Source organism: Streptomyces sp. DH41 (genome assembly GCF_029813785.1).
Lineage (GTDB): Bacteria > Actinomycetota > Actinomycetes > Streptomycetales > Streptomycetaceae > Streptomyces.
The window spans coordinates 271202-290108 of record NZ_JARVKY010000005.1; the positions used below are offsets into that span (position 1 = coordinate 271202).

14 protein-coding genes are annotated in these 18907 nt (G+C 71.6%); all 14 read left to right on the plus strand.

Features of this window, described 5'->3' with window-relative positions:
- Nucleotides 1-218: 218 nt before the first annotated feature.
- The 14 genes from QC283_RS11820 (at nucleotide 219) to QC283_RS11885 (ending at nucleotide 18893) form a co-directional block, all read left to right on the plus strand.
- Nucleotides 219-1559: an OFA family MFS transporter gene (locus QC283_RS11820; protein WP_279561390.1), complete on the plus strand. Its 1341-nt coding sequence runs from the start codon at nucleotides 219-221 to the stop codon at nucleotides 1557-1559.
- Nucleotides 1528-1671: an MFS transporter small subunit gene (locus QC283_RS11825; protein ID WP_279561391.1), complete on the plus strand. Its 144-nt coding sequence runs from the start codon at nucleotides 1528-1530 to the stop codon at nucleotides 1669-1671. Before QC283_RS11820 ends, QC283_RS11825 begins: the two co-directional genes overlap by 32 nt.
- 158 nt (nucleotides 1672-1829) lie before the next feature.
- Nucleotides 1830-2777 (plus strand): beta-ketoacyl-ACP synthase III, encoded by a 948-nt coding sequence (locus tag QC283_RS11830; RefSeq protein WP_279561392.1) that lies wholly within the window; start codon nucleotides 1830-1832, stop codon nucleotides 2775-2777.
- A 130-nt stretch (nucleotides 2778-2907) separates the two neighbouring features.
- Nucleotides 2908-3585, plus strand: coding sequence for a GntR family transcriptional regulator (locus QC283_RS11835; protein WP_279561393.1), 678 nt, complete (start codon nucleotides 2908-2910; stop codon nucleotides 3583-3585).
- Between the two features lie 242 nt (nucleotides 3586-3827).
- Nucleotides 3828-5009, plus strand: coding sequence for an ROK family protein (locus tag QC283_RS11840; RefSeq protein ID WP_279561394.1), 1182 nt, complete (start codon nucleotides 3828-3830; stop codon nucleotides 5007-5009).
- Between the two features lie 251 nt (nucleotides 5010-5260).
- Nucleotides 5261-6778 carry a sugar ABC transporter ATP-binding protein gene (locus tag QC283_RS11845; protein ID WP_279561395.1) on the plus strand — a complete coding sequence of 506 codons (1518 nt, stop codon included), beginning with the start codon at nucleotides 5261-5263 and terminating at the stop codon, nucleotides 6776-6778.
- The gene (locus QC283_RS11850; RefSeq protein WP_279561396.1) at nucleotides 6775-7794 is read left to right on the plus strand and encodes an ABC transporter permease; all 1020 of its coding nucleotides are present in this window, start codon (nucleotides 6775-6777) and stop codon (nucleotides 7792-7794) included. Before QC283_RS11845 ends, QC283_RS11850 begins: the two co-directional genes overlap by 4 nt.
- 17 nt (nucleotides 7795-7811) lie before the next feature.
- Nucleotides 7812-8858: a substrate-binding domain-containing protein gene (locus QC283_RS11855; protein WP_279561397.1), complete on the plus strand. Its 1047-nt coding sequence runs from the start codon at nucleotides 7812-7814 to the stop codon at nucleotides 8856-8858.
- A gap of 88 nt (nucleotides 8859-8946) precedes the next feature.
- Nucleotides 8947-10224 (plus strand): Gfo/Idh/MocA family protein, encoded by a 1278-nt coding sequence (locus QC283_RS11860; RefSeq protein WP_279561398.1) that lies wholly within the window; start codon nucleotides 8947-8949, stop codon nucleotides 10222-10224.
- A 16-nt stretch (nucleotides 10225-10240) separates the two neighbouring features.
- Complete coding sequence (locus QC283_RS11865; RefSeq protein ID WP_279561399.1) at nucleotides 10241-11239, plus strand: sugar phosphate isomerase/epimerase family protein; 999 nt, start codon at nucleotides 10241-10243, stop codon at nucleotides 11237-11239.
- 275 nt (nucleotides 11240-11514) lie between these two features.
- Complete coding sequence (locus QC283_RS11870; protein ID WP_279561400.1) at nucleotides 11515-15231, plus strand: ThuA domain-containing protein; 3717 nt, start codon at nucleotides 11515-11517, stop codon at nucleotides 15229-15231.
- Nucleotides 15232-15361: 130 nt separating this feature from the next.
- Entirely contained in the window at nucleotides 15362-16645 is a 1284-nt protein-coding gene (locus QC283_RS11875; RefSeq protein WP_279561401.1) for an inositol-3-phosphate synthase, read from the plus strand.
- Between the two features lie 86 nt (nucleotides 16646-16731).
- Nucleotides 16732-17979, plus strand: coding sequence for an SCO3242 family prenyltransferase (locus tag QC283_RS11880; RefSeq protein WP_443032588.1), 1248 nt, complete (start codon nucleotides 16732-16734; stop codon nucleotides 17977-17979).
- A complete protein-coding gene (locus QC283_RS11885) occupies nucleotides 17976-18893 on the plus strand; it encodes a sugar phosphate isomerase/epimerase family protein (protein WP_279561403.1) in 918 nt (305 codons plus the stop codon). Before QC283_RS11880 ends, QC283_RS11885 begins: the two co-directional genes overlap by 4 nt.
- Nucleotides 18894-18907 lie beyond the last annotated feature (14 nt).

An 18907-nucleotide genomic window follows, 5' to 3' on the forward strand; every position in this document is an offset into this window, starting at 1 on the left:
GGTCGAGGGATACCGAGGGGACACCGGTGGCATGTTCAGCGATCCAGCCGATCCAGCCGATCCAGCGGATTCAAGGGATTCAGCCGATTCGAGCGATTCTGTCGACGAAATATTGTCTACAGTATGGAGGTTGCCCCGGCAAGGCTTTGTGCAAGGACGGTGGTTGTCTGCTCAACCGTCTTCTCAACCGCTTTCCCGCTGCCTACGGTGGGGGACCCATGAGTCCCCCCGTCGCGCCCCCGGGCTGGAGCCGCTGGCTCGTTCCCCCCGCCGCCCTCTCGGTCCACCTCTCCATCGGCCAGGCCTATGCCTGGTCCGTGTTCAAACCGCCCCTCGAGTCCGCGCTCGGTCTCAGCGGCACCCAGAGCGCGCTGCCCTTCCAGCTCGGCATCGTCATGCTCGGGCTGTCGGCCGCCTTCGGCGGCACGCTCGTGGAGCGCCACGGGCCGCGCTGGGCGATGACCGTCGCCCTGGTCTGCTTCTCGTCCGGCTTCCTGCTCTCCGCGCTCGGCGCGGCGGTGGAGCAGTACTGGTTGATCGTCCTCGGCTACGGTTTCGTCGGCGGGATCGGCCTCGGCATCGGCTACATCTCGCCCGTCTCCACGCTGATCAAATGGTTCCCGGACCGGCCCGGCATGGCCACCGGCATCGCCATCATGGGCTTCGGCGGCGGCGCGCTCATCGCCTCCCCCTGGTCGGCGCAGATGCTGAAGTCCTTCGGCACCGACAACTCCGGAATCGCGCTCGCCTTCCTCGTGCACGGACTGACGTACGCCGTCTTCATGCTGCTGGGCGTGCTGCTGGTACGGGTGCCGCGTCCGAAGGAACGGGCGGACGGCTCACCGGCCGCGCTCGAGGGCGTCCAGGTCTCGGCGCGCGCTGCCGTGCGCACCCCGCAGTTCTGGCTGCTGTGGGTCGTGCTCTGCATGAACGTCACGGCCGGCATCGGCATCCTGGAGAAGGCCGCGCCGATGATCACCGACTTCTTCGCCGACACCTCCACACCGGTGTCGGTGACCGCCGCCGCGGGGTTCGTGGCGCTGCTGTCGGCGGCCAACATGGCGGGCCGGATCGGCTGGTCCTCGGCCTCCGACCTGATCGGGCGCAAGAACATCTACCGCGTCTACCTCGGCGTCGGCGCGCTGATGTACACACTGATCGCCCTGTTCGGCGACGCCTCCAAGCCGCTGTTCGTCCTGTGCGCCCTCGTCGTCCTGTCCTTCTACGGCGGCGGCTTCGCCACGGCCCCCGCCTACCTCAAGGACCTCTTCGGCACCTATCAGGTCGGCGCGATCCACGGACGGCTGCTCACCGCCTGGTCCACGGCCGGAGTCCTCGGGCCGCTGATCGTCAACTGGATCGCCGACCGGCAGGAGGAGGCGGGGCGGCACGGCTCGGCCCTGTACGGGACGTCCTTCGTCATCATGATCGGGCTGCTGGTCGTCGGCTTCGTCGCCAACGAACTCGTCCGTCCGGTCCACGCCCGCCACCACCTGCCCGCCGCCCCCACGCCGAAGGAGGCCACCGATGCCCGACGACAGCAGCCAGAGTCCGCCTGACCTTCCCGACCGGCGGCCGCTGATCGCCTTCGCCTGGCTCTGGGTGGGCGCGCCACTCGCCTACGGGCTGTACGAACTCGTCCGGAAGGCGTCCCAGTTGTTCACCGGCTGAGCGCCTGCCGAACGCGAGGACGCGGGGAAGGGCGCCGGGGATGCTGACCGAAGCCGACAAGCCGGGCGCCCGTTTCCTGTCGTATCACCTGCCGTCGTACCCGTCGGTCACTCATCACACTGGTGGATCCCGTACCCGAGGCAGCGAGGTCTCCACCCATGCACGGCTCCCGCATCACCGCCGTCGGTCATTACCAGCCCGCCCGGGTCCTCACCAACGAGGATCTGGCGGGCATGGTCGACACCAGCGACGAGTGGATCAGGAGCCGGGTAGGCATTCACACCCGCCGTATCGCCGGACCCGACGAGCCGGTCGACGAGCTGGCCGGGCACGCCGCGGCGAAGGCGCTCGCGGCGGCCGGGCTGACCCCCGCCGACGTGGACATGGTCATGGTCGCCACCTCCACCGCGATCGACCGCTCCCCGAACACCGCCGCCCGTGTCGCGGCCCGCCTCGGCATCCCGGGACCCGCCGCGCTGGACGTCAACGTCGTCTGCGCGGGCTTCACGCACGCCCTGGCCACCGCCGACCACGCCGTGCGGGCCGGCTCGGCGAGCCGCGCACTGGTCATCGGCGCGGACAAGATGTCCGAGGTGGCCGACTGGAGCGACCGCACCGTCTGCGTGCTCGTCGGCGACGGGGCGGGGGCCGCCGTCGTGGAGGCATGCGCGCCGGGTGAGGAGGCGGGGATCGGCCCCGTGCTGTGGGGGTCCATGCCCGAGATGGGCAACGCCGTCCGCATCGAGGGCACACCGCCCCGCTTCGCGCAGGAGGGACAGAGCGTCTACCGCTGGGCGACCACACGGCTGCCCGCCCTCGCGCGCCAGGCCTGCGAAAGGTCCGGAGTGGAGCCGGCCGACCTGGCCGCGGTCGTCCTGCACCAGGCGAACCTGCGCATCATCGAACCCCTCGCCGCGAAGATCGGCGCCGTCAACGCCGTGGTCGCCCGCGATGTCGTCGAGTCCGGGAACACCTCGGCCGCGAGCATCCCCCTCGCCCTCTCCAAGCTGGTGGAGCGGGGCGAGATCACCACCGGCGACCCGGTGCTGCTCTTCGGCTTCGGCGGCAACCTCTCCTACGCCGGACAGGTCGTCCGCTGCCCCTGAACGACCACACCCACCCACGGTGTGACGTGGACTACACCCCGGTCGCCGCCCTCCGAGCGCCGTAGACTGTAGACGAAAGACAATCAATACTTCGCGTACTGGTTGTGCTCCGGCCGCCGAGGGGGGACCGATGTTGTCCGCAGGACTGCCGCAGGGCGCGGTGCCCAGGCTCGAACGGCCCGGCCCGCTCCGTGACCGTGTCTACGAGGCACTGCTCGAACTCATCACCACCCGGGCCCTCCAGCCCGGCCAGCACCTGGTCGAGAGCGAACTCGCCGGGCATCTCGGAGTGTCGAGGCAGCCCGTGCGCGAGGCCCTGCAACGGCTGAACACGGAGGGCTGGGTGGACCTGCGCCCCGCCCAGGGCGCGTTCGTGCACGAGCCGACGGAGGAGGAGGCCGACCAGCTCCTGACGGTCCGTACGCTCCTGGAGGCCGAGGCGGCCCGGCTCGCCGCGGCCAACGCGTCCAGCGCGGGCGTGGCCGCCCTGGAGGAGCTGTGCGGGGAAGGGGAAGGGGCCGTCGCCGCCGACGACGTGGACGCCGCCGTCGTCCTCAACGCCCGCTTCCACGCGAAGATCATGGAGCTGGCGAGCAACGCCGTCCTCGCCGAACTGGCCGCCCAGGTCGACCGCCGGGTCCGCTGGTACTACACGCCCATCGCCCGGCAGCGCGGCCGGCAGTCCTGGATCGAGCACCGCGCGCTCATCGCCGCCATCACCGACCGGGACGAGCAGGCGGCGACCCGGCTGATGCGCGAGCACACCGAGCACACCCGGCGTTCCTACCACGCGCGGGAAGAATCGTAAGGTCAGAGGCTGTTCAGGGGCCGCCCGGCGCGATGGCAGGGCGGCCTCGTCGTGTCCTGGGCCGCCGGGCACCGGAACCTTCTTTGTCCACTCAGTGGAGAAAGTTCGCAGCAATTCGTGCGTGACTTCTTCCCACACCCGGCGCCCACTGCTACGTTCCCTCCGAAAGCAAGCCACTGGACGTGGCCGGAAACCGGCACACACTCAAGGCCGATCGAGGCGGGGAGGGGTTCGTGAGACGCATGACGGCACGACCCGCCAACGCTCACCAAGCACGACTGCTCCAGCTGTTGCGCGACGGAGGGCCCAACTCCCGTGCCCAGCTGGGCGACCAGGTCGACCTCTCGCGGTCCAAGCTGGCCGTGGAGGTGGACCGGCTGCTCGAGACGGAGCTGGTCGTGGCCGACGGACTCGCCGCCTCGCGCGGCGGGCGCCGCAGCCACAACGTCCGCCTCAACCCCGGGCTGCGCTTCCTCGGTGTCGACATCGGCGCGACCTCGGTCGACGTCGCCGTCACCAACGCCGAGCTGGAGATCCTCGGACACATCAACCAGCCCATGGACGTACGCGAGGGACCCGTCGCGGTCTTCGAGCAAGTACTCGCCATGGCCGCCAAGTTGCGGGCCTCGGGGCTCGCGGAGGGCTTCGACGGCGCCGGTATCGGTGTCCCGGGGCCGGTCCGCTTCCCCGAGGGTGTGCCGGTGGCTCCGCCGATCATGCCGGGCTGGGACGGCTTCCCCGTACGGGAGGCGCTCAGTCAGGAACTCGGCTGCCCCGTCATGGTCGACAACGACGTGAACCTGATGGCGCTGGGGGAGCAGCACGCGGGCGTCGCCCGCACCGTGCACGACTTCCTCGTCGTCAAGATCGGTACCGGCATCGGCTGCGGCATCGTCGTCGGCGGTGAGGTCTACCGCGGGACGACGGGCAGCGCGGGCGACATCGGGCACATCCAGGCCGTGCCCGACGGACGCCAGTGCGCCTGCGGCAACCGGGGCTGTCTGGAGGCTCACTTCAGCGGCGCGGCGCTGGCCCGCGACGCCACGGAGGCCGCCCAGCAGGGCCTGTCGGCCGAGCTCGCGAGCCGTCTGGAGGCGAACGGAGGCCTCAGTGCCGCCGACGTCGCCGCCGCGGCCGCCGCGGGTGACGCCACCGCGCTCGAACTGATCCGGGAGGGCGGCCGGAGCACCGGCCAGGTCATCGCCGGCCTGGTCAGCTTCTTCAACCCGGGCCTGGTGGTGATCGGCGGCGGGGTGACCGGCCTCGGCCACAACCTGCTCGCCGCGATCCGTACCCAGGTCTACCGCCAGTCGCTGCCCTTGGCGACCGGCAACCTGCCCATCGTACTGGGGGAGTTGGGCCCCACCGCCGGAGTCATCGGCGCGGCCCGGCTTATCAGCGACCACCTGTTCTCACCCGCGTAACACCACCCGGCACTCGCGCAGCACCACCCGGCACTCGCGCAGCACCACCCAGCACCCGCGCAGCACCACCCAGCACCCGCGCAGCACCACCCAGCACCCGCGTAGGTGCCACCTGGCACCCGCGTAGGCACCACTCGGTTCCCGAGCTCCATCAGCACAGCGCTCCGTCCTGTTCTGCCCCGTCTCGCTCCGCCCTGCCCTGCTCCGCTCTGCCCTGACACCGGCCCGTACGCCCGCCGAGGGGACCTCACATGGCACCAGAACCACCGCTGCTCAGCATGTCCGGCATCACCAAGTCGTTCCCCGGAGTCCGGGCCCTGGACGGCGTCGACCTCGACGTCCAGGCCGGCGAGGTGCACTGCCTGCTCGGCCAGAACGGCGCCGGGAAGTCCACCCTCATCAAGGTGCTGGCCGGCGCCCATCAGCCCGACACCGGCACCATCCGCTGGCGCGGCGACGACGTGACCCTGCGCTCGCCCATCGCGGCCATGCGCCTCGGCATCGCCACCATCTACCAGGAACTCGACCTGGTGGAGCACCTGTCGGTCGCCGAGAACGTCCACCTCGGTCACGAGCCGACCGCCGCCGGCTTCGTCGTACGGGGAAGGGCCGCGAAGGCGTCGACAGCCGAGCTGCTCAAGCGACTCGGGCACCCGGAGGTCGATCCCGGGCAACTGGTCGGCGAGCTCTCGGCGGCACAGCAGCAGATCGTGTCCATGGCGCGGGCGCTCTCGCACGAGGTACGGCTGATCGTCATGGACGAGCCGTCCGCCGCGCTCGACCCCGACGAGGTGGACAACCTCTTCCGCATCGTCGCCGACCTCACCGCCGACGGCGTCGCCGTCGTCTACATCTCGCACCGCCTGGAGGAGATCCGCCGCATCGGCGACCGGGTCACCGTCCTCAAGGACGGCCGGGCCGTCGCCGGCGGACTGCCCGCCGAGTCGACGCCCACCCGCGATGTGGTCGCGCTGATGACCGGACGCAACGTCGAGTACGTCTTCCCCGAACGGCCCACCTCACCGCCCTCGGCCGAGCCCGTGCTGAGCGTGCGGGGACTGGCCCGGGCCGGCGAGTTCGCCCCCCTCGACCTGGAGGTCCGCCCCGGCGAGATCGTCGGTCTCGCCGGCCTCGTCGGCTCCGGCCGCTCCGAGATCCTGGAGACCGTCTACGGGGCCCGGAAGGCGAGCGCCGGACAGGTCCTCGTGGACGGGAGCCCGCTGCGGCCCGGCAGCGTGCGCGCCGCGGTGCGGGCCGGGATCGGACTCGCCCCCGAGGAACGCAAGGCGCAGGCCCTGCTGATGCTGGAGTCCGTCACCCGCAACGTGTCGGTCTCCACCATGTCCCGCTTCTCGCGCGGCGGCTGGATCGACCGGGGCGCGGAACTGGGGGCCGCCCGCAAGGCGACCCGCGAGCTGTCACTACGGCCCGACAACCCCTCCGCACCCGTGCGCACCCTGTCCGGAGGCAACCAGCAGAAGGCGGTCCTCGCCCGCTGGCTGCTGCGCGGCTGCCGGGTCCTGCTGCTCGACGAACCCACCCGCGGTGTCGACGTCGGCGCCCGCGCCGAGCTCTACGCGGTCATCCGCCGCCTCGCCGACGAGGGCCTCGCCGTCCTGCTGGTCTCCAGCGAGGTGCCCGAGGTACTGGGCCTCGCCGACCGCGTGCTGGTGCTGCGCGAGGGCCGTGTCGTGCACGAGGCCCCCGCCCGCGAACTCGACGAACACCGCGTACTCGACCTCGTGATGGAAGGAAGCCCGGCGTCATGACGCAGCACGTGTCCCCGCCGCGGGACGGCACCGGCAAGACGGCACCGGTGGACGGTCCGCCCGCCTGGCGGGTCCAGTTGGGCCGCGCCGACGTCCGCACCCTCACCCTGCTCGGCGTGCTCGCCGCACTGGTCCTGATCGGCGGCATCACCCAGCCCGACTCGTTCCTCGACACCCGCAACCTCCAGCTGGTGCTCACCCAGGCGTCCGTGATCGGCGTCGTCACCGTCGGCATGACCTTCGTCATCGTCTCCGGCGGCATCGACCTGTCCGTCGGCGCCATCGTCGCGCTCGCCTCGGTGTGGGCGACCACGGTCGCCACCCAGGAGTACGGGTTCGCCGGCATCCTCTTCACGGCGGTCGTGGTCGGCGTGGGCTGCGGACTGGTCAACGGGGTGCTCATCGCGTTCGGCCAGATGGTGCCGTTCATCGCCACCCTCGCCATGCTGGCCTCGGCGCGTGGCCTCGCGGAGCAGATCACCGACGGCCGGACCCAGGTCGTCACGGTCCCCAGCGTCCTGGACCTCGGTGAGCGCGACGCCTACATCCTCGGCATCCCGCCCCTGGTGCTGGTGTTCGCGGCCGTCACCGTCATCGGCTGGCTGGTACTCAACCGGACCACCTTCGGCCGCCGCACGGTCGCCGTCGGCGGCAACGCGGAGGCCGCCCGGCTCGCCGGCATCGACGTCCGCCGCCAGCGGCTCTACCTCTACCTGCTGTCCGGGCTGTGCTGCGGCATCGCCGCCTTCCTGCTGATCGTCCTGGCCGGCTCCGGCCAGAACACCAACGGCAACCTCTACGAACTCGACGCCATCGCCGCCGCGATCATCGGCGGAACGCTGCTGACCGGCGGGCGCGGCCACATCCTCGGCTCCGTGCTCGGCGTCCTGATCTTCACCACGATCACCAACATCTTCGCCCTGAACAACCTGCAGAGCGACGTCCAGCAGATCGCGAAGGGCGCGATCATCGTCGCCGCCGTGCTGGTCCAGCGCCGTACCGCAAGCACGCATTGAGGAAAGGGTTCACCGCCATGACAGAGCTCACGAGTCGCAGAGGACTGCTCTTCGGAGCCGCCGCCGTGTCCGCCGGTGCCGTCCTCACCGGGTGTACGAGCAACGACCCCGACGACGGCGGCGACAAGGCCTCCGCGGACACGCAGCCGGCCGCCGACGACAAGCCGGGCAAGGCCGTCACCATCGGCTACGCCGGCCCGCAGGCCGACCACGGCTGGCTCAACGCCGTCAACGACAACGCGAAGCAGCGCGCGGAGAAGTACTCGGACGTCACCCTCGAGGTCACCGAGGGCTCCAACGACACCGCCCAGCAGATCGGCCAGATAGAGACCCTCATCAACAAGAAGGTCGACGTCCTGGTGATCCTGCCCGCCGACGGCAAGGCGCTCACCCAGGTCGGACTGCAGGCCATGCGCGCCGGCATCCCGGTCGTGAACCTCGACCGCATCTTCAACAGCCCGCAGGCCTACCGCTGCTGGGTGGGCGGCGACAACTACGGCATGGGCCTCAACGCCGCCCACTACATCGGTGAGAAGCTCAAGGACAAGTCCGGTGCCAAGGTCATCGAGCTGGCCGGCCTGGACAACCTGGAACTGACCCAGCAGCGCACCAAGGGCTTCGACGACGGCCTGAAGAACTACCCGAACATCAAGAAGGTGGCCCGGCAGGCCGCCGACTTCACCGTCGAGTCCGGCCAGGCCAAGATGGCCCAGCTGCTCCAGGCCCAGTCGGACTTCGACGCCATGTGGAACCACGACGACGACCAGGGCGTGGGCGCGCTGCGCGCCATCGAGCAGGCCGGCCGCGACGACTTCCTGATGGTCGGCGGCGCGGGCGCGCTCTCCGCCTTCCAGGCCATCAAGGCGGACAGCGGCGTACTGAAGGCGACCGTGCTCTACCCGCCGACCATGGCCGCCTCCGCGATCGACCTGGCCCGCGCCCTCGGCCAGGGCAAGGGCATCAGCGGCCTCGCCGAGTTCGAGATCCCCTCGACCGTCACCTGCTACTCGGCCGTCGTCGACAAGGAGAACGTCGACCAGTACATGCCCACGGGCTTCAAGTGAGGGCCGCCGCCCCACGGCCGGCCTGACCAGCCGGCCGTCGGGCGGGGCCCACCCCCCACCGCGCCACCACGACGAGGAGGACTTCCGCATGGGACAGCCGCAGCAGCCCGAGGGGGCCGGGGCGGAGGCATCAGCCGCCGGAACCGGGACCGAAAGCGGGACCGGGACCAGTGCGACGGGGGCGTCCGCGACCAGACCGCCGCTGCGCGTCGGCATGGTCGGCTACGCCTTCATGGGTGCCGCACACTCCCAGGGCTGGCGCACCGCCGGCCGCGTCTTCGACCTGCCGCTGAACCCCGTACTGGCCGCGATCTGCGGCCGGGACGCCGACGCCGTCCGCACGGCGGCCGACCGACACGGCTGGGCGAGCACCGAGACCGACTGGCGGGCGCTGGTGGAACGGGACGACATCGACCTCGTCGACATCTGCACCCCCGGCGACAGCCACGCCGAGATCGCGCTGGCCGCGCTCGCCGCCGGCAAGCACGTCCTGTGCGAGAAACCGCTGGCCAACACGGTCGCGGAGGCCGAGGCGATGACCCGGGCCGCCGACGAGGCGGGCGCACGGGGACAGCTGGCGATGGTCGGGTTCAACTACCGCCGGGTACCGGCCACCGCGCTGGCCCGCCGGATGGTGGACGAGGGCCGCATCGGCCCCCTGCGACACGTGCGGGTGACGTACCTCCAGGACTGGCTGGTGGACCCCAAGGCGCCGCTCACCTGGCGGCTGCGCAAGGAGCTGGCCGGATCCGGAGCCCTCGGCGACCTCGGCGCCCACATCGTCGACCTCGCGCAGTACCTGACGGGGGAGCGGATCGCGGGCGTCTCCGCCCTCACCGAGACCTTCGTACGTCAACGCCCGCTGCCCGACGGCGCACCCCGCGGCCTGTCGGCCGGCTCGGCGGACGGTGCCACCGGCGAGGTCACCGTGGACGACGCGGCCGTCTTCACCGGCCGCCTCAGCTCCGGCGCACTGGTCTCCTTCGAGGCCACCCGGTACGCCACCGGCCGCAAGAACTCCCTGCGCATCGAGCTCAACGGTGAGCGCGGCTCGCTCGCCTTCGACCTGGAACGGCTCAACGAGCTGTCGTACCACGACGGTACGGAGCCGGGGGAGCACGCCGGTTTCCGGCGCATCCTCGTCACCGAGCCCGAGCACCCCTACCTGGACGCCTGGTGGCCGCCGGGCCACGGACTGGGCTACGAGCACACCTTCGTCCACCAGGTGCGCGACCTCGTCCACGCCGTCGCCGAGGGCCGCCGGCCCGAACCCTCCTTCGCCGACGGGCTGCAGGTGCAGCGCGTACTCGCGGCGGTGGAGGAGAGCGCCGAGAAGAACTCCGTCTACACCACGATCGCCCCCTGAGGAGGCTGGCAGCGACATGCCGCGCAACTTCACTCTCTTCACCGGCCAGTGGGCGGACCTCCCCCTGGAGGAGGTCTGCCGCCTCGCCCGTGACTTCGGCTACGACGGCCTCGAGCTCGCCTGCTGGGGCGACCACTTCGAGGTCGACAAGGCCCTCGCGGACCCCTCCTACGTGGACTCGCGCCACCAACTGCTCGACAAGTACGGACTCAAGTGCTGGGCGATCTCCAACCACCTGGTCGGCCAGGCCGTGTGCGACGCCATCATCGACGAGCGCCACGAGGCCATCCTGCCCGCCCGCATCTGGGGCGACGGTGACGCCGAGGGCGTACGGCAGCGCGCCGCGGCCGAGATCCAGGACACCGCACGGGCCGCCGCGCGCCTCGGCGTCGACACCGTCATCGGCTTCACCGGATCGGCCATCTGGCACCTGGTCGCCATGTTCCCGCCCGCCCCCGAGTCGATGATCGAGCGCGGGTACCAGGACTTCGCCGACCGCTGGAACCCGATCCTCGACGTCTTCGACGCCGAGGGGGTGCGGTTCGCGCACGAGGTCCACCCCAGCGAGATCGCCTACGACTACTGGACCACCCAGCGCGCCCTGGAGGCGGTCGGCCACCGGCCCGCCTTCGGCCTCAACTTCGACCCCTCCCACTTCGTGTGGCAGGACCTCGACCCGGTCGGCTTCCTGTGGGACTTCCGCGACCGGATCTACCACGTCGACTGCAAGGAGGCCCGCAAGCGCCTCGACGGCCGCAACGGGCGGCTCGGTTCCCACCTGCCGTGGGGCGACCCGCGCCGCGGCTGGGACTTCGTGTCGGCCGGACACGGCGACGTCCCCTGGGAGGACGTCTTCCGCATGCTGCGCTCCATCGACTACCAGGGCCCGGTCTCCGTCGAGTGGGAGGACGCCGGCATGGACCGGCTCCAGGGCGCCCCCGAAGCACTCACCCGCCTCAAGGCCTTCGACTTCGATCCGCCCAGCGCGTCCTTCGACGCCGCGTTCAACAGCTGATCAGTGCGACCGTGACCGCAGGTCGGGACGGGGGCCGGAACGTCCGCCGGTCCCCGGTCCGGCCTGCCCGAATCCTGCTTTGTCCTGTATTGGGAAAAAGTTGAACCGGTTCTGATCCAAGGGGTGTTCGCCCCGGAAGAACGCGGTTACCGTCCCTGAAGTGTTCAGGACATCGGAACACCAGCACCTCCGGGGTGACGGCGCACCCCGGCGCCCGCCGCATCGCACGTCTTCGCACCCGTTCCGTACGGCCCACCCGTTCCCGGAGGGACTTCGTGCACAGAACCAGACTCAAAAGCACCGGCACCAGCACCAGAACCACGAGGCGTCCCAGGCTTCGCACCACCCTCGCCCTGTTCACCGGCCTGATGCTGGCCGTGGGCACCCCGGCGACCGTGGCCGGCGCCCAGCCGGCGGCCGACGAACCGGCGGCCGCCGAGGGCCAGTTCCAGCAGGTACCGCTGGCCAAGGGTGAGCCCGAGATGGGCGAGCCGATGTCGCTCGCCGTACTCCCGGACCGCAGCGTCCTGCACACCGCCCGCGACGGCACGCTGCGCATCACCGACCAGGGCGGCGTCACCAAGGTCGCGGGCAAGCTCGACGTCTACAGCCACGACGAGGAGGGCCTGCAGGGCGTCGGTATCGACCCGGACTTCGAGAACAACCGGGCGATCTACCTCTACTACGCCCCGCCGCTCGACACGCCCGCGGGCGACGCCCCCGAGACCGGCACCGCCGAGGACTTCAAGAAGTTCGACGGCGTCAACCGCCTCTCCCGCTTCGTCCTCAACCCCAACGGCACGCTGGACATGGCCAGCGAGAAGAAGGTCCTGGACGTCGCGGCGTCCCGCGGCACCTGCTGCCACGTCGGCGGCGACATCGACTTCGACGCCGAGGGCAACCTCTACCTGTCCACCGGCGACGACAGCAACCCGTTCGCCTCCGACGGCTTCACGCCGATCGACGAGCGCCCGGACCGCAACCCGGCCTTCGACGCCCGCCGCAGCTCCGGCAACACCAACGACCTGCGCGGCAAGATCCTCCGGATCAAGGTCGCCGAGGACGGCTCGTACACGGTCCCGGAGGGCAACCTCTTCGCCCCCGGCACCGACAAGACCCGTCCCGAGATCTACGCGATGGGCTTCCGCAACCCGTTCCGGATGAACATCGACGAGAAGACCGGGACCATATACGTCGGCGACTACGGCCCCGACGCCGGCGCCGCCGACCCGAACCGGGGCCCGGCGGGCCAGGTCGAGTTCGCCAAGGTCACCAAGCCCGCCAACTTCGGCTGGCCCTTCTGCACCGGCGACAACGACGCCTACGTCGACTACGACTTCGCCACCAAGACCTCCGGCGAGAAGTTCGACTGCGCCGCCCCGAAGAACACCTCGCCGCACAACACGGGCCTGACCGACCTGCCGCCCGCGCAGGCAGCCTGGATCCCGTACGACGGCGACTCCGTGCCCGAGTTCGGCACCGGCTCCGAGTCCCCGATGGGCGGCCCGGTCTACCGCTACGACCCGGACCTCGACTCCTCCGTGAAGTTCCCCGAGGAGTACGACGGCGACTTCTTCGCAACTGAGTTCGGCCGCCGCTGGATCAAGCGGATCGAGCAGAACGCGGACGGCACGGTCGCGAAGATCAACGACTTCCCGTGGACCGGCACCCAGATCATGGACAGCGAGTTCGGGCCCGACGGCGCGCTGTACGTCCTGGACTACGGCCTCTCCTGGTTCCAGGGCGACAAGGACTCCGCGCTGTACCGGATCGAGAACGCCGAGGACGGCTTCTCCCCGATCGCCGAGGTGAGCGCCAACAAGACGTCGGGTGCGGCCGGCCTGAAGGTCAAGTTCACCGCCACCGCCAAGGACGCCGACTCCCCGGACCTCACCTACAGCTGGGACTTCGGCGACGGCACCAAGGGCGAGGGCCTCACCCCCACCCACAAGTACAAGAAGGTCGGCACCTACACCGCGACCTTCACCGCGAAGGACGCCGAGGGCAACACCGGCACCGCCAGCGCCCGCATCGTGGTCGGCAACACCGAGCCCACGGTGAAGATCGAGGTCCCGGGCAACGGCACCCTTCTCCCCATGGGGGAGCCCATCCCCTTCAAGGTGAAGGTCACCGACCCCGAGGAGACCATCGACTGCTCCAAGGTCAAGGTCGCCTACAGCCTCGGCCACGACTCCCACGCCCACGAGCTGACCAGCGAGATGGGCTGTGAGGGCACCCTCAACCCGCCCCCGGGTGACGGCGGCCACGACCCCAACGCCAACATCTACGGCGTCGTCGGCGCCAGCTACACCGACGGCGGTGCGAACGGCCAGGAGGCACTGACCGGCACCGCGCGCACCGTGATCCAGCCGCCGCACCGCCAGGCCGAGCACTTCGCCACCCAGCAGGGTGTCGCGGTGATCGACAAGACCGGTGCCAACGGCGGCAAGACCGTCGGCGACATCAACGACGGCGACTGGATCTCCTTCAGCCCCTACAAGTTCGACGGGCAGAAGAAGCTGACCGTCCGGGCCTCCTCCGGCGGCGCCGGCGGCTTCGTCGAGCTGCGCACCGGCTCGCCCACCGGCAAGCTGCACGGCTCGGCGTACATCCCGCCGACCGGCGGCTGGGAGACGTTCCAGAACGTCGACGTGCCGCTGCGCTCGCTGCCCAAGCGCACCACGGAGATCTACCTGGTCTTCCGGGGCGGCGAAGGCGCGCTGTTCGACGTGGACGACTTCGAGTTCTCCAAGGAGCCGTTCAAGAAGGGCAAGAAGGTCCTGGTCTTCTCCAAGACGGCCGGCTTCCGCCACGACTCCATCCCGGAGGGCGTCGCCGCACTGAAGGAGCTGGGCGCCCCCGCCGGTATCTCGGTCACCGCGACCGAGGAGGCCGGACAGTTCACCACGGCCAACCTCGCCAAGTACGACGCGGTGGCCTTCATGTCCACCACCGGTGACGTACTCAACGCCGACCAGCAGAAGGCGTTCGAGAACTACGTCAAGAACGGCGGCGGCTACATGGGCATCCACGCCGCCGCCGACACCGAGTACGACTGGGAGTTCTACGGCGGCCTCGTCGGCGCCCACTTCGACTCGCACCCGGCCATCCAGAAGGCCACCGTGCGCGTCCACGACCACGACCACCCGTCCACCGCGCACCTCGGCGACACCTGGGAGCGCACCGACGAGTGGTACAACTACCGCACCAACCCGCGCGACCAGGCCAAGGTCCTCGCCACCCTCGACGAGACCACCTACGACGGCGGGAACATGAAGGGCGACCACCCGATCGCCTGGTGCCAGAGCTACGGCGGCGGCCGCTCCTTCTACACCGGCGGTGGCCACACCAAGGAGTCCTACGCCGACGAGGCCTTCCGCACCCACCTGCTCGGCGGCATGCGGTACGCCACCGGCCAGGTGAAGGCGGACTGCAAGCCGGACAAGGGCTACCGGGACATCTTCAACGGCCAGACCCGGGACGGCTGGAAGCAGGCCGGCCCCGGCTCCTTCGACGTCAAGGACGGCACGCTGGAGTCCAACGGCGGCATGGGCCTGCTCTGGTACCAGGCCAAGGAGCTCAAGTCGTACTCCCTCAAGCTCGACTGGAAGATGCGGGGCGACGACAACTCCGGGATCTTCGTGGGCTTCCCGGCCTCCGACGACCCCTGGTCCGCGGTGAACAAGGGCTACGAGATCCAGATCGACGCCACGGACGCGGCCGACCGCACCACGGGCTCCGTCTACTCGTTCAAGTCGGCGAACATCAAGGCCCGTGACCAGGTCCTGCGGCCGCCCGGCCAGTGGAACAGCTACGAGATCAAGGTGCGGGGCGAACGCCTCCAGGTGTTCCTCAACGGAGTCAAGATCAACGACTTCACCAACAAGGACCCCGAGCGGAGCCTGACCGACGGCCACATCGGCCTGCAGAACCACGGCGCCGACGACCAGGTCTCCTTCCGCAACATCCAGCTCAAGGAACTGTCCTCCTAGGGCTACCGGAACGGCGGCGGGCGGAGGACGCCGGACCTCCGCCCGCCGTCCAGCCGGGCCCCGGGCCCGGCACCCCGCTCGTCCCCTTCCGGCGCTCACACCCGGTTCGCGTACGACAAGGAGGCTGCCCATGTCCGCCGAACCGTCCCTGCCCGCCCCCTCCTCGGCCCCGCGCTTCGGCGTCTGGTTCATCGGGGCACGCGGATCCGTGGCCACGACGGCGATCGCGGGCTGCGCCGCCGTCGCCGCCGGGCTCCATCCACCGACCGGCATGATCACCGAGACCCCTCCCTTCACCTCGTCCGGTCTGCCGGCGCTGTCGTCTCTCGTCTTCGGCGGCCACGACACCGTCGACTGCCCGCTGCCCAAACGTGCCGAACACCTCGCCGCCGGCGGTGTCCTGCCGCACGGCCTGCCGTCCGCCGTGCACGCCGAACTCGTCGCCGCCGACCGGGAGATCAGGCTCGGCGGGCCCATGTCCGGCGATCACCTGCCTGGTGTCTCCCTGGCCGGCGGCCCCCTGTCCGGCGGTCCGCCGACCGGCAGCCGTCCCCTTCCCGGTGGCACGGACGGCGGCCCGGACCGCACCCAGGACGACTGGATCGACGTCTTCGCGGACGACATCCGCGACTTCGTGCGCCGCCAGGGCCTTTCGGGCGCCGTCGTGGTGAACGTCGCCTCCACCGAACCCGCCCCCACCGACGGCACACTGCCGCCCAGCTCCCTCTACGCGGCGGCCGCCCTGCGCGCCGGCTGCCCCTACGTCAACTTCACCCCCTCCACGGGCCTGCACCACCCGGCGCTGGCCCAGCTCGCCGAGTCGTCGGGCCTGCCGTACGCGGGTCGCGACGGCAAGACCGGGCAGACCCTGCTGCGCTCCGTGCTCGGCCCGATGTTCCTGCAGCGAGCCCTCGCCGTGCGCGCCTGGTCCGGCACCAACCTCCTGGGCGGCGGCGACGGCGCCGCACTCGCCGACCCCGCGGCGGCCGCCGCCAAGAACGCCGGCAAGGAACGCGTCCTGGCCGACACCCTGGGCGCCGCGCCCCAGGGCGAGGTCCACATCGACGACGTGCCCGCGCTCGGCGACTGGAAGACGGCCTGGGACCACATCGCCTTCGACGGCTTCCTCGGCGCCCGCATGATCCTGCAGACCACCTGGCAGGGCTGCGACTCGGCGCTCGCCGCCCCGCTCGTCCTCGACCTGGCCCGTCTGGCCGTCCGCGCCCGGGAGCGGGGCCTGTCCGGCCCCCTGGGCGAACTGGGCTTCTACTTCAAGGACCCGGTGGGCGACGGTCCCCCTGGCCTCGCGGAACAGTACGCGGAGCTGACGCGGTTCGCGGCCAAGCTGCGGAGCGGGGACCCAGGGGGCGGCCGCGCGGACGCCGACGCCTCCGGCGCCGGGGAGCGGCGATGAGCCGGACGGAGACGGTGCCCACGGGCGACCCGGGTGTGGAGCCGGCCGAGGCCGGCGCGGCGCCCCGGGACGGCGAGGGGCCGGACATGGACCGCGAGGGACCGGACCGGGACGGCCCGAGCGCCGACGGGCGCCGTCCCGGTGTCCGCGCCCGCGTCGGCGCCTGGGCCGAACTGCTCCGGCTCCCCGCTCTGTTCACCGTCCCCGGCGACGTACTCGCCGGCGCGGCGGCGACCGGTGTCCGGGCCGGCCCCCGCACCCTGCTCGCCGTCGGTTCCTCCCTGTGCCTGTACGAGGCCGGTATGGCACTCAACGACTGGGCGGACCGTGCCGAGGACGCCGCCGAACGCCCGCACCGGCCCATCCCGTCCGGCCGCGTCCACCCGGCCGCCGCCCTCACGGCGGCCTGCGGACTGACCGCGACCGGCCTGGCCCTCGCGGCCCGCGCCGGCCGGCCCGCCGTGGCCGTGGCCGTCCCGCTGGCCGCGACCGTATGGGCGTACGACCTCACCCTGAAGCACACGCCCGCCGGGCCCCTGGCCATGGCCGCCGCCCGGGGCCTCGACCTGCTGCTGGGTGCCGCGGCGACCGGCGGCGACGTCCGCGCGGCCGTGCCCTCAGCGACGTTGCTCGGCACCCACACCCTCGCGGTCACGGCAGTCTCCCGCGAGGAGACCCGGGGCGGCTCCTCCCTCGCCCCGCTGGCGGCCCTCGCCACGACCGGCCTCCTGGCCTGCATGGTGAGCCATCACCGCCCCACCCGACTCCCGGCAGACCGACGGGAAGCAGCCGCCCCCGGCCTGCCGGGCCCGACCACCCACCGCCCCGCCCCAGACGGGCCTCGCACCTCCGACGCGTCCGGTCTGCCCGGCGGGTCCGGCCTGCTGGGAGGAGCGACGGGCGTGGCCGTCCCGTCCCCGGGCGGCACGTCCACTGCGGGAGCCGGTTCCTGGGCGGGAGCCGGCCGGTGGGGAGCAGGCCGGTGCGGGCCGACCGGGCTGTCCGGGCTCACCGGTCTGTCCGAGAGGGCGGGTCTGTCCGAGAGGGCCGCTCTGGCCGGGCCGGGTCATCGGTTCACCCCCGGCCGGACCACCGCGGCGCTCACCTCCGTCCTCACCGCCGCCTACGCCGCCACCGCGGCCCGCCCCTACTTCCACGCCGCCCTCAACCCCTCACCCCAGCTCACCCAACGCGCCGTCGGTGGCGGCATCCGCGCCACGATCCCGCTCCAGGCCGCGCTCACCGCCCGCACCGGCGGACCGGCCACCGCGCTGCTGATCGCCGCGCTGGCCCCGCTCGGCCGGAAGTTCGCGAGGAAGGTGAGCATCACGTGACGCCCAAGGCAGCAGACACCTCCGCCCGCACCCCCCTCCGCTTCGGCTACGGCACCAACGGCCTCACCGATCTCCGCGTCGACGACGCCCTCGCCCTGCTCGCCGACCTCGGCTACGACGGCGTCGGCCTGACCCTCGACCACATGCACCTCGACCCGCTCGCCCCGGACCTGGCGGCCCGCACCCGCAAGGTCGCTCACCGGCTGGACGCGCTCGGTCTGGGCGTCACCGTGGAAACGGGGGCACGCTATGTGCTCGACCCGCGCCGCAAACACGGCCCCTCCCTGCTCGACCCGGACCCGGACGACCGCGCCCGCCGCGCCGACCTCCTGATCCGCGCCGTCCGGGTCGCCGCCGACCTGGGCGCCCACGCCGTGCACTGTTTCAGCGGCATCACCCCGGCCGGCACGGACGAGGACACGGCGTGGAAGCGGCTGGCCGCATCCCTCGCCCCGGTCCTGGACGCCGCCGCCACCGCGGGCGTTCCCCTGGCCGTGGAACCCGAACCGGGTCACCTCCTCGCCACCCTCGCCGACTTCCACCGACTGCGCCGCGCCCTCGGCGACCCCGAGAACCTCGGCCTCACCCTGGACATCGGCCACTGCCAGTGCCTCGAACCGGACCCTCCCGCCGACTGCGTGCGTGCCGCCGCCCCCTGGCTGCGTCACGTACAGATCGAGGACATGCGCCGCGGCGTCCACGAACACCTCCCCTTCGGTGACGGCGAGATCGACTTCCCGCCCGTCCTCGAGGCCCTCGCCGCCACCGGCTACCAGGGCCTGACCGTCGTCGAACTGCCCCGCCACTCCCACGCCGGGCCCCACTTCGCCGAACACTCCCTCCCGTTCCTCCGCCGGGCCGCGGCGGCGTCCCCCCTCTCGAACCGCTCGGGCGAGCCCTCCGCCACCCGCTGAAGGGAGCCACACCC

Bases quoted from the DNA above. Each gene is read 5' to 3' on its own strand.
- QC283_RS11845 (WP_279561395.1), top strand. From the start codon at position 5,261: ATGGCACCAGAACCACCGCTGCTCAGCATGTCCGGCATCACCAAGTCG.
- QC283_RS11835 (WP_279561393.1), top strand. From the start codon at position 2,908: ATGTTGTCCGCAGGACTGCCGCAGGGCGCGGTGCCCAGGCTCGAACGG.
- QC283_RS11875 (WP_279561401.1), top strand. From the start codon at position 15,362: ATGTCCGCCGAACCGTCCCTGCCCGCCCCCTCCTCGGCCCCGCGCTTC.
- QC283_RS11825 (WP_279561391.1), top strand. From the start codon at position 1,528: ATGCCCGACGACAGCAGCCAGAGTCCGCCTGACCTTCCCGACCGGCGG.
- QC283_RS11840 (WP_279561394.1), top strand. From the start codon at position 3,828: ATGACGGCACGACCCGCCAACGCTCACCAAGCACGACTGCTCCAGCTG.
- QC283_RS11880 (WP_443032588.1), top strand. From the start codon at position 16,732: ATGGACCGCGAGGGACCGGACCGGGACGGCCCGAGCGCCGACGGGCGC.
- QC283_RS11855 (WP_279561397.1), top strand. From the start codon at position 7,812: ATGACAGAGCTCACGAGTCGCAGAGGACTGCTCTTCGGAGCCGCCGCC.
- QC283_RS11860 (WP_279561398.1), top strand. From the start codon at position 8,947: ATGGGACAGCCGCAGCAGCCCGAGGGGGCCGGGGCGGAGGCATCAGCC.
- QC283_RS11865 (WP_279561399.1), top strand. From the start codon at position 10,241: ATGCCGCGCAACTTCACTCTCTTCACCGGCCAGTGGGCGGACCTCCCC.
- QC283_RS11820 (WP_279561390.1), top strand. From the start codon at position 219: ATGAGTCCCCCCGTCGCGCCCCCGGGCTGGAGCCGCTGGCTCGTTCCC.
- QC283_RS11850 (WP_279561396.1), top strand. From the start codon at position 6,775: ATGACGCAGCACGTGTCCCCGCCGCGGGACGGCACCGGCAAGACGGCA.
- QC283_RS11830 (WP_279561392.1), top strand. From the start codon at position 1,830: ATGCACGGCTCCCGCATCACCGCCGTCGGTCATTACCAGCCCGCCCGG.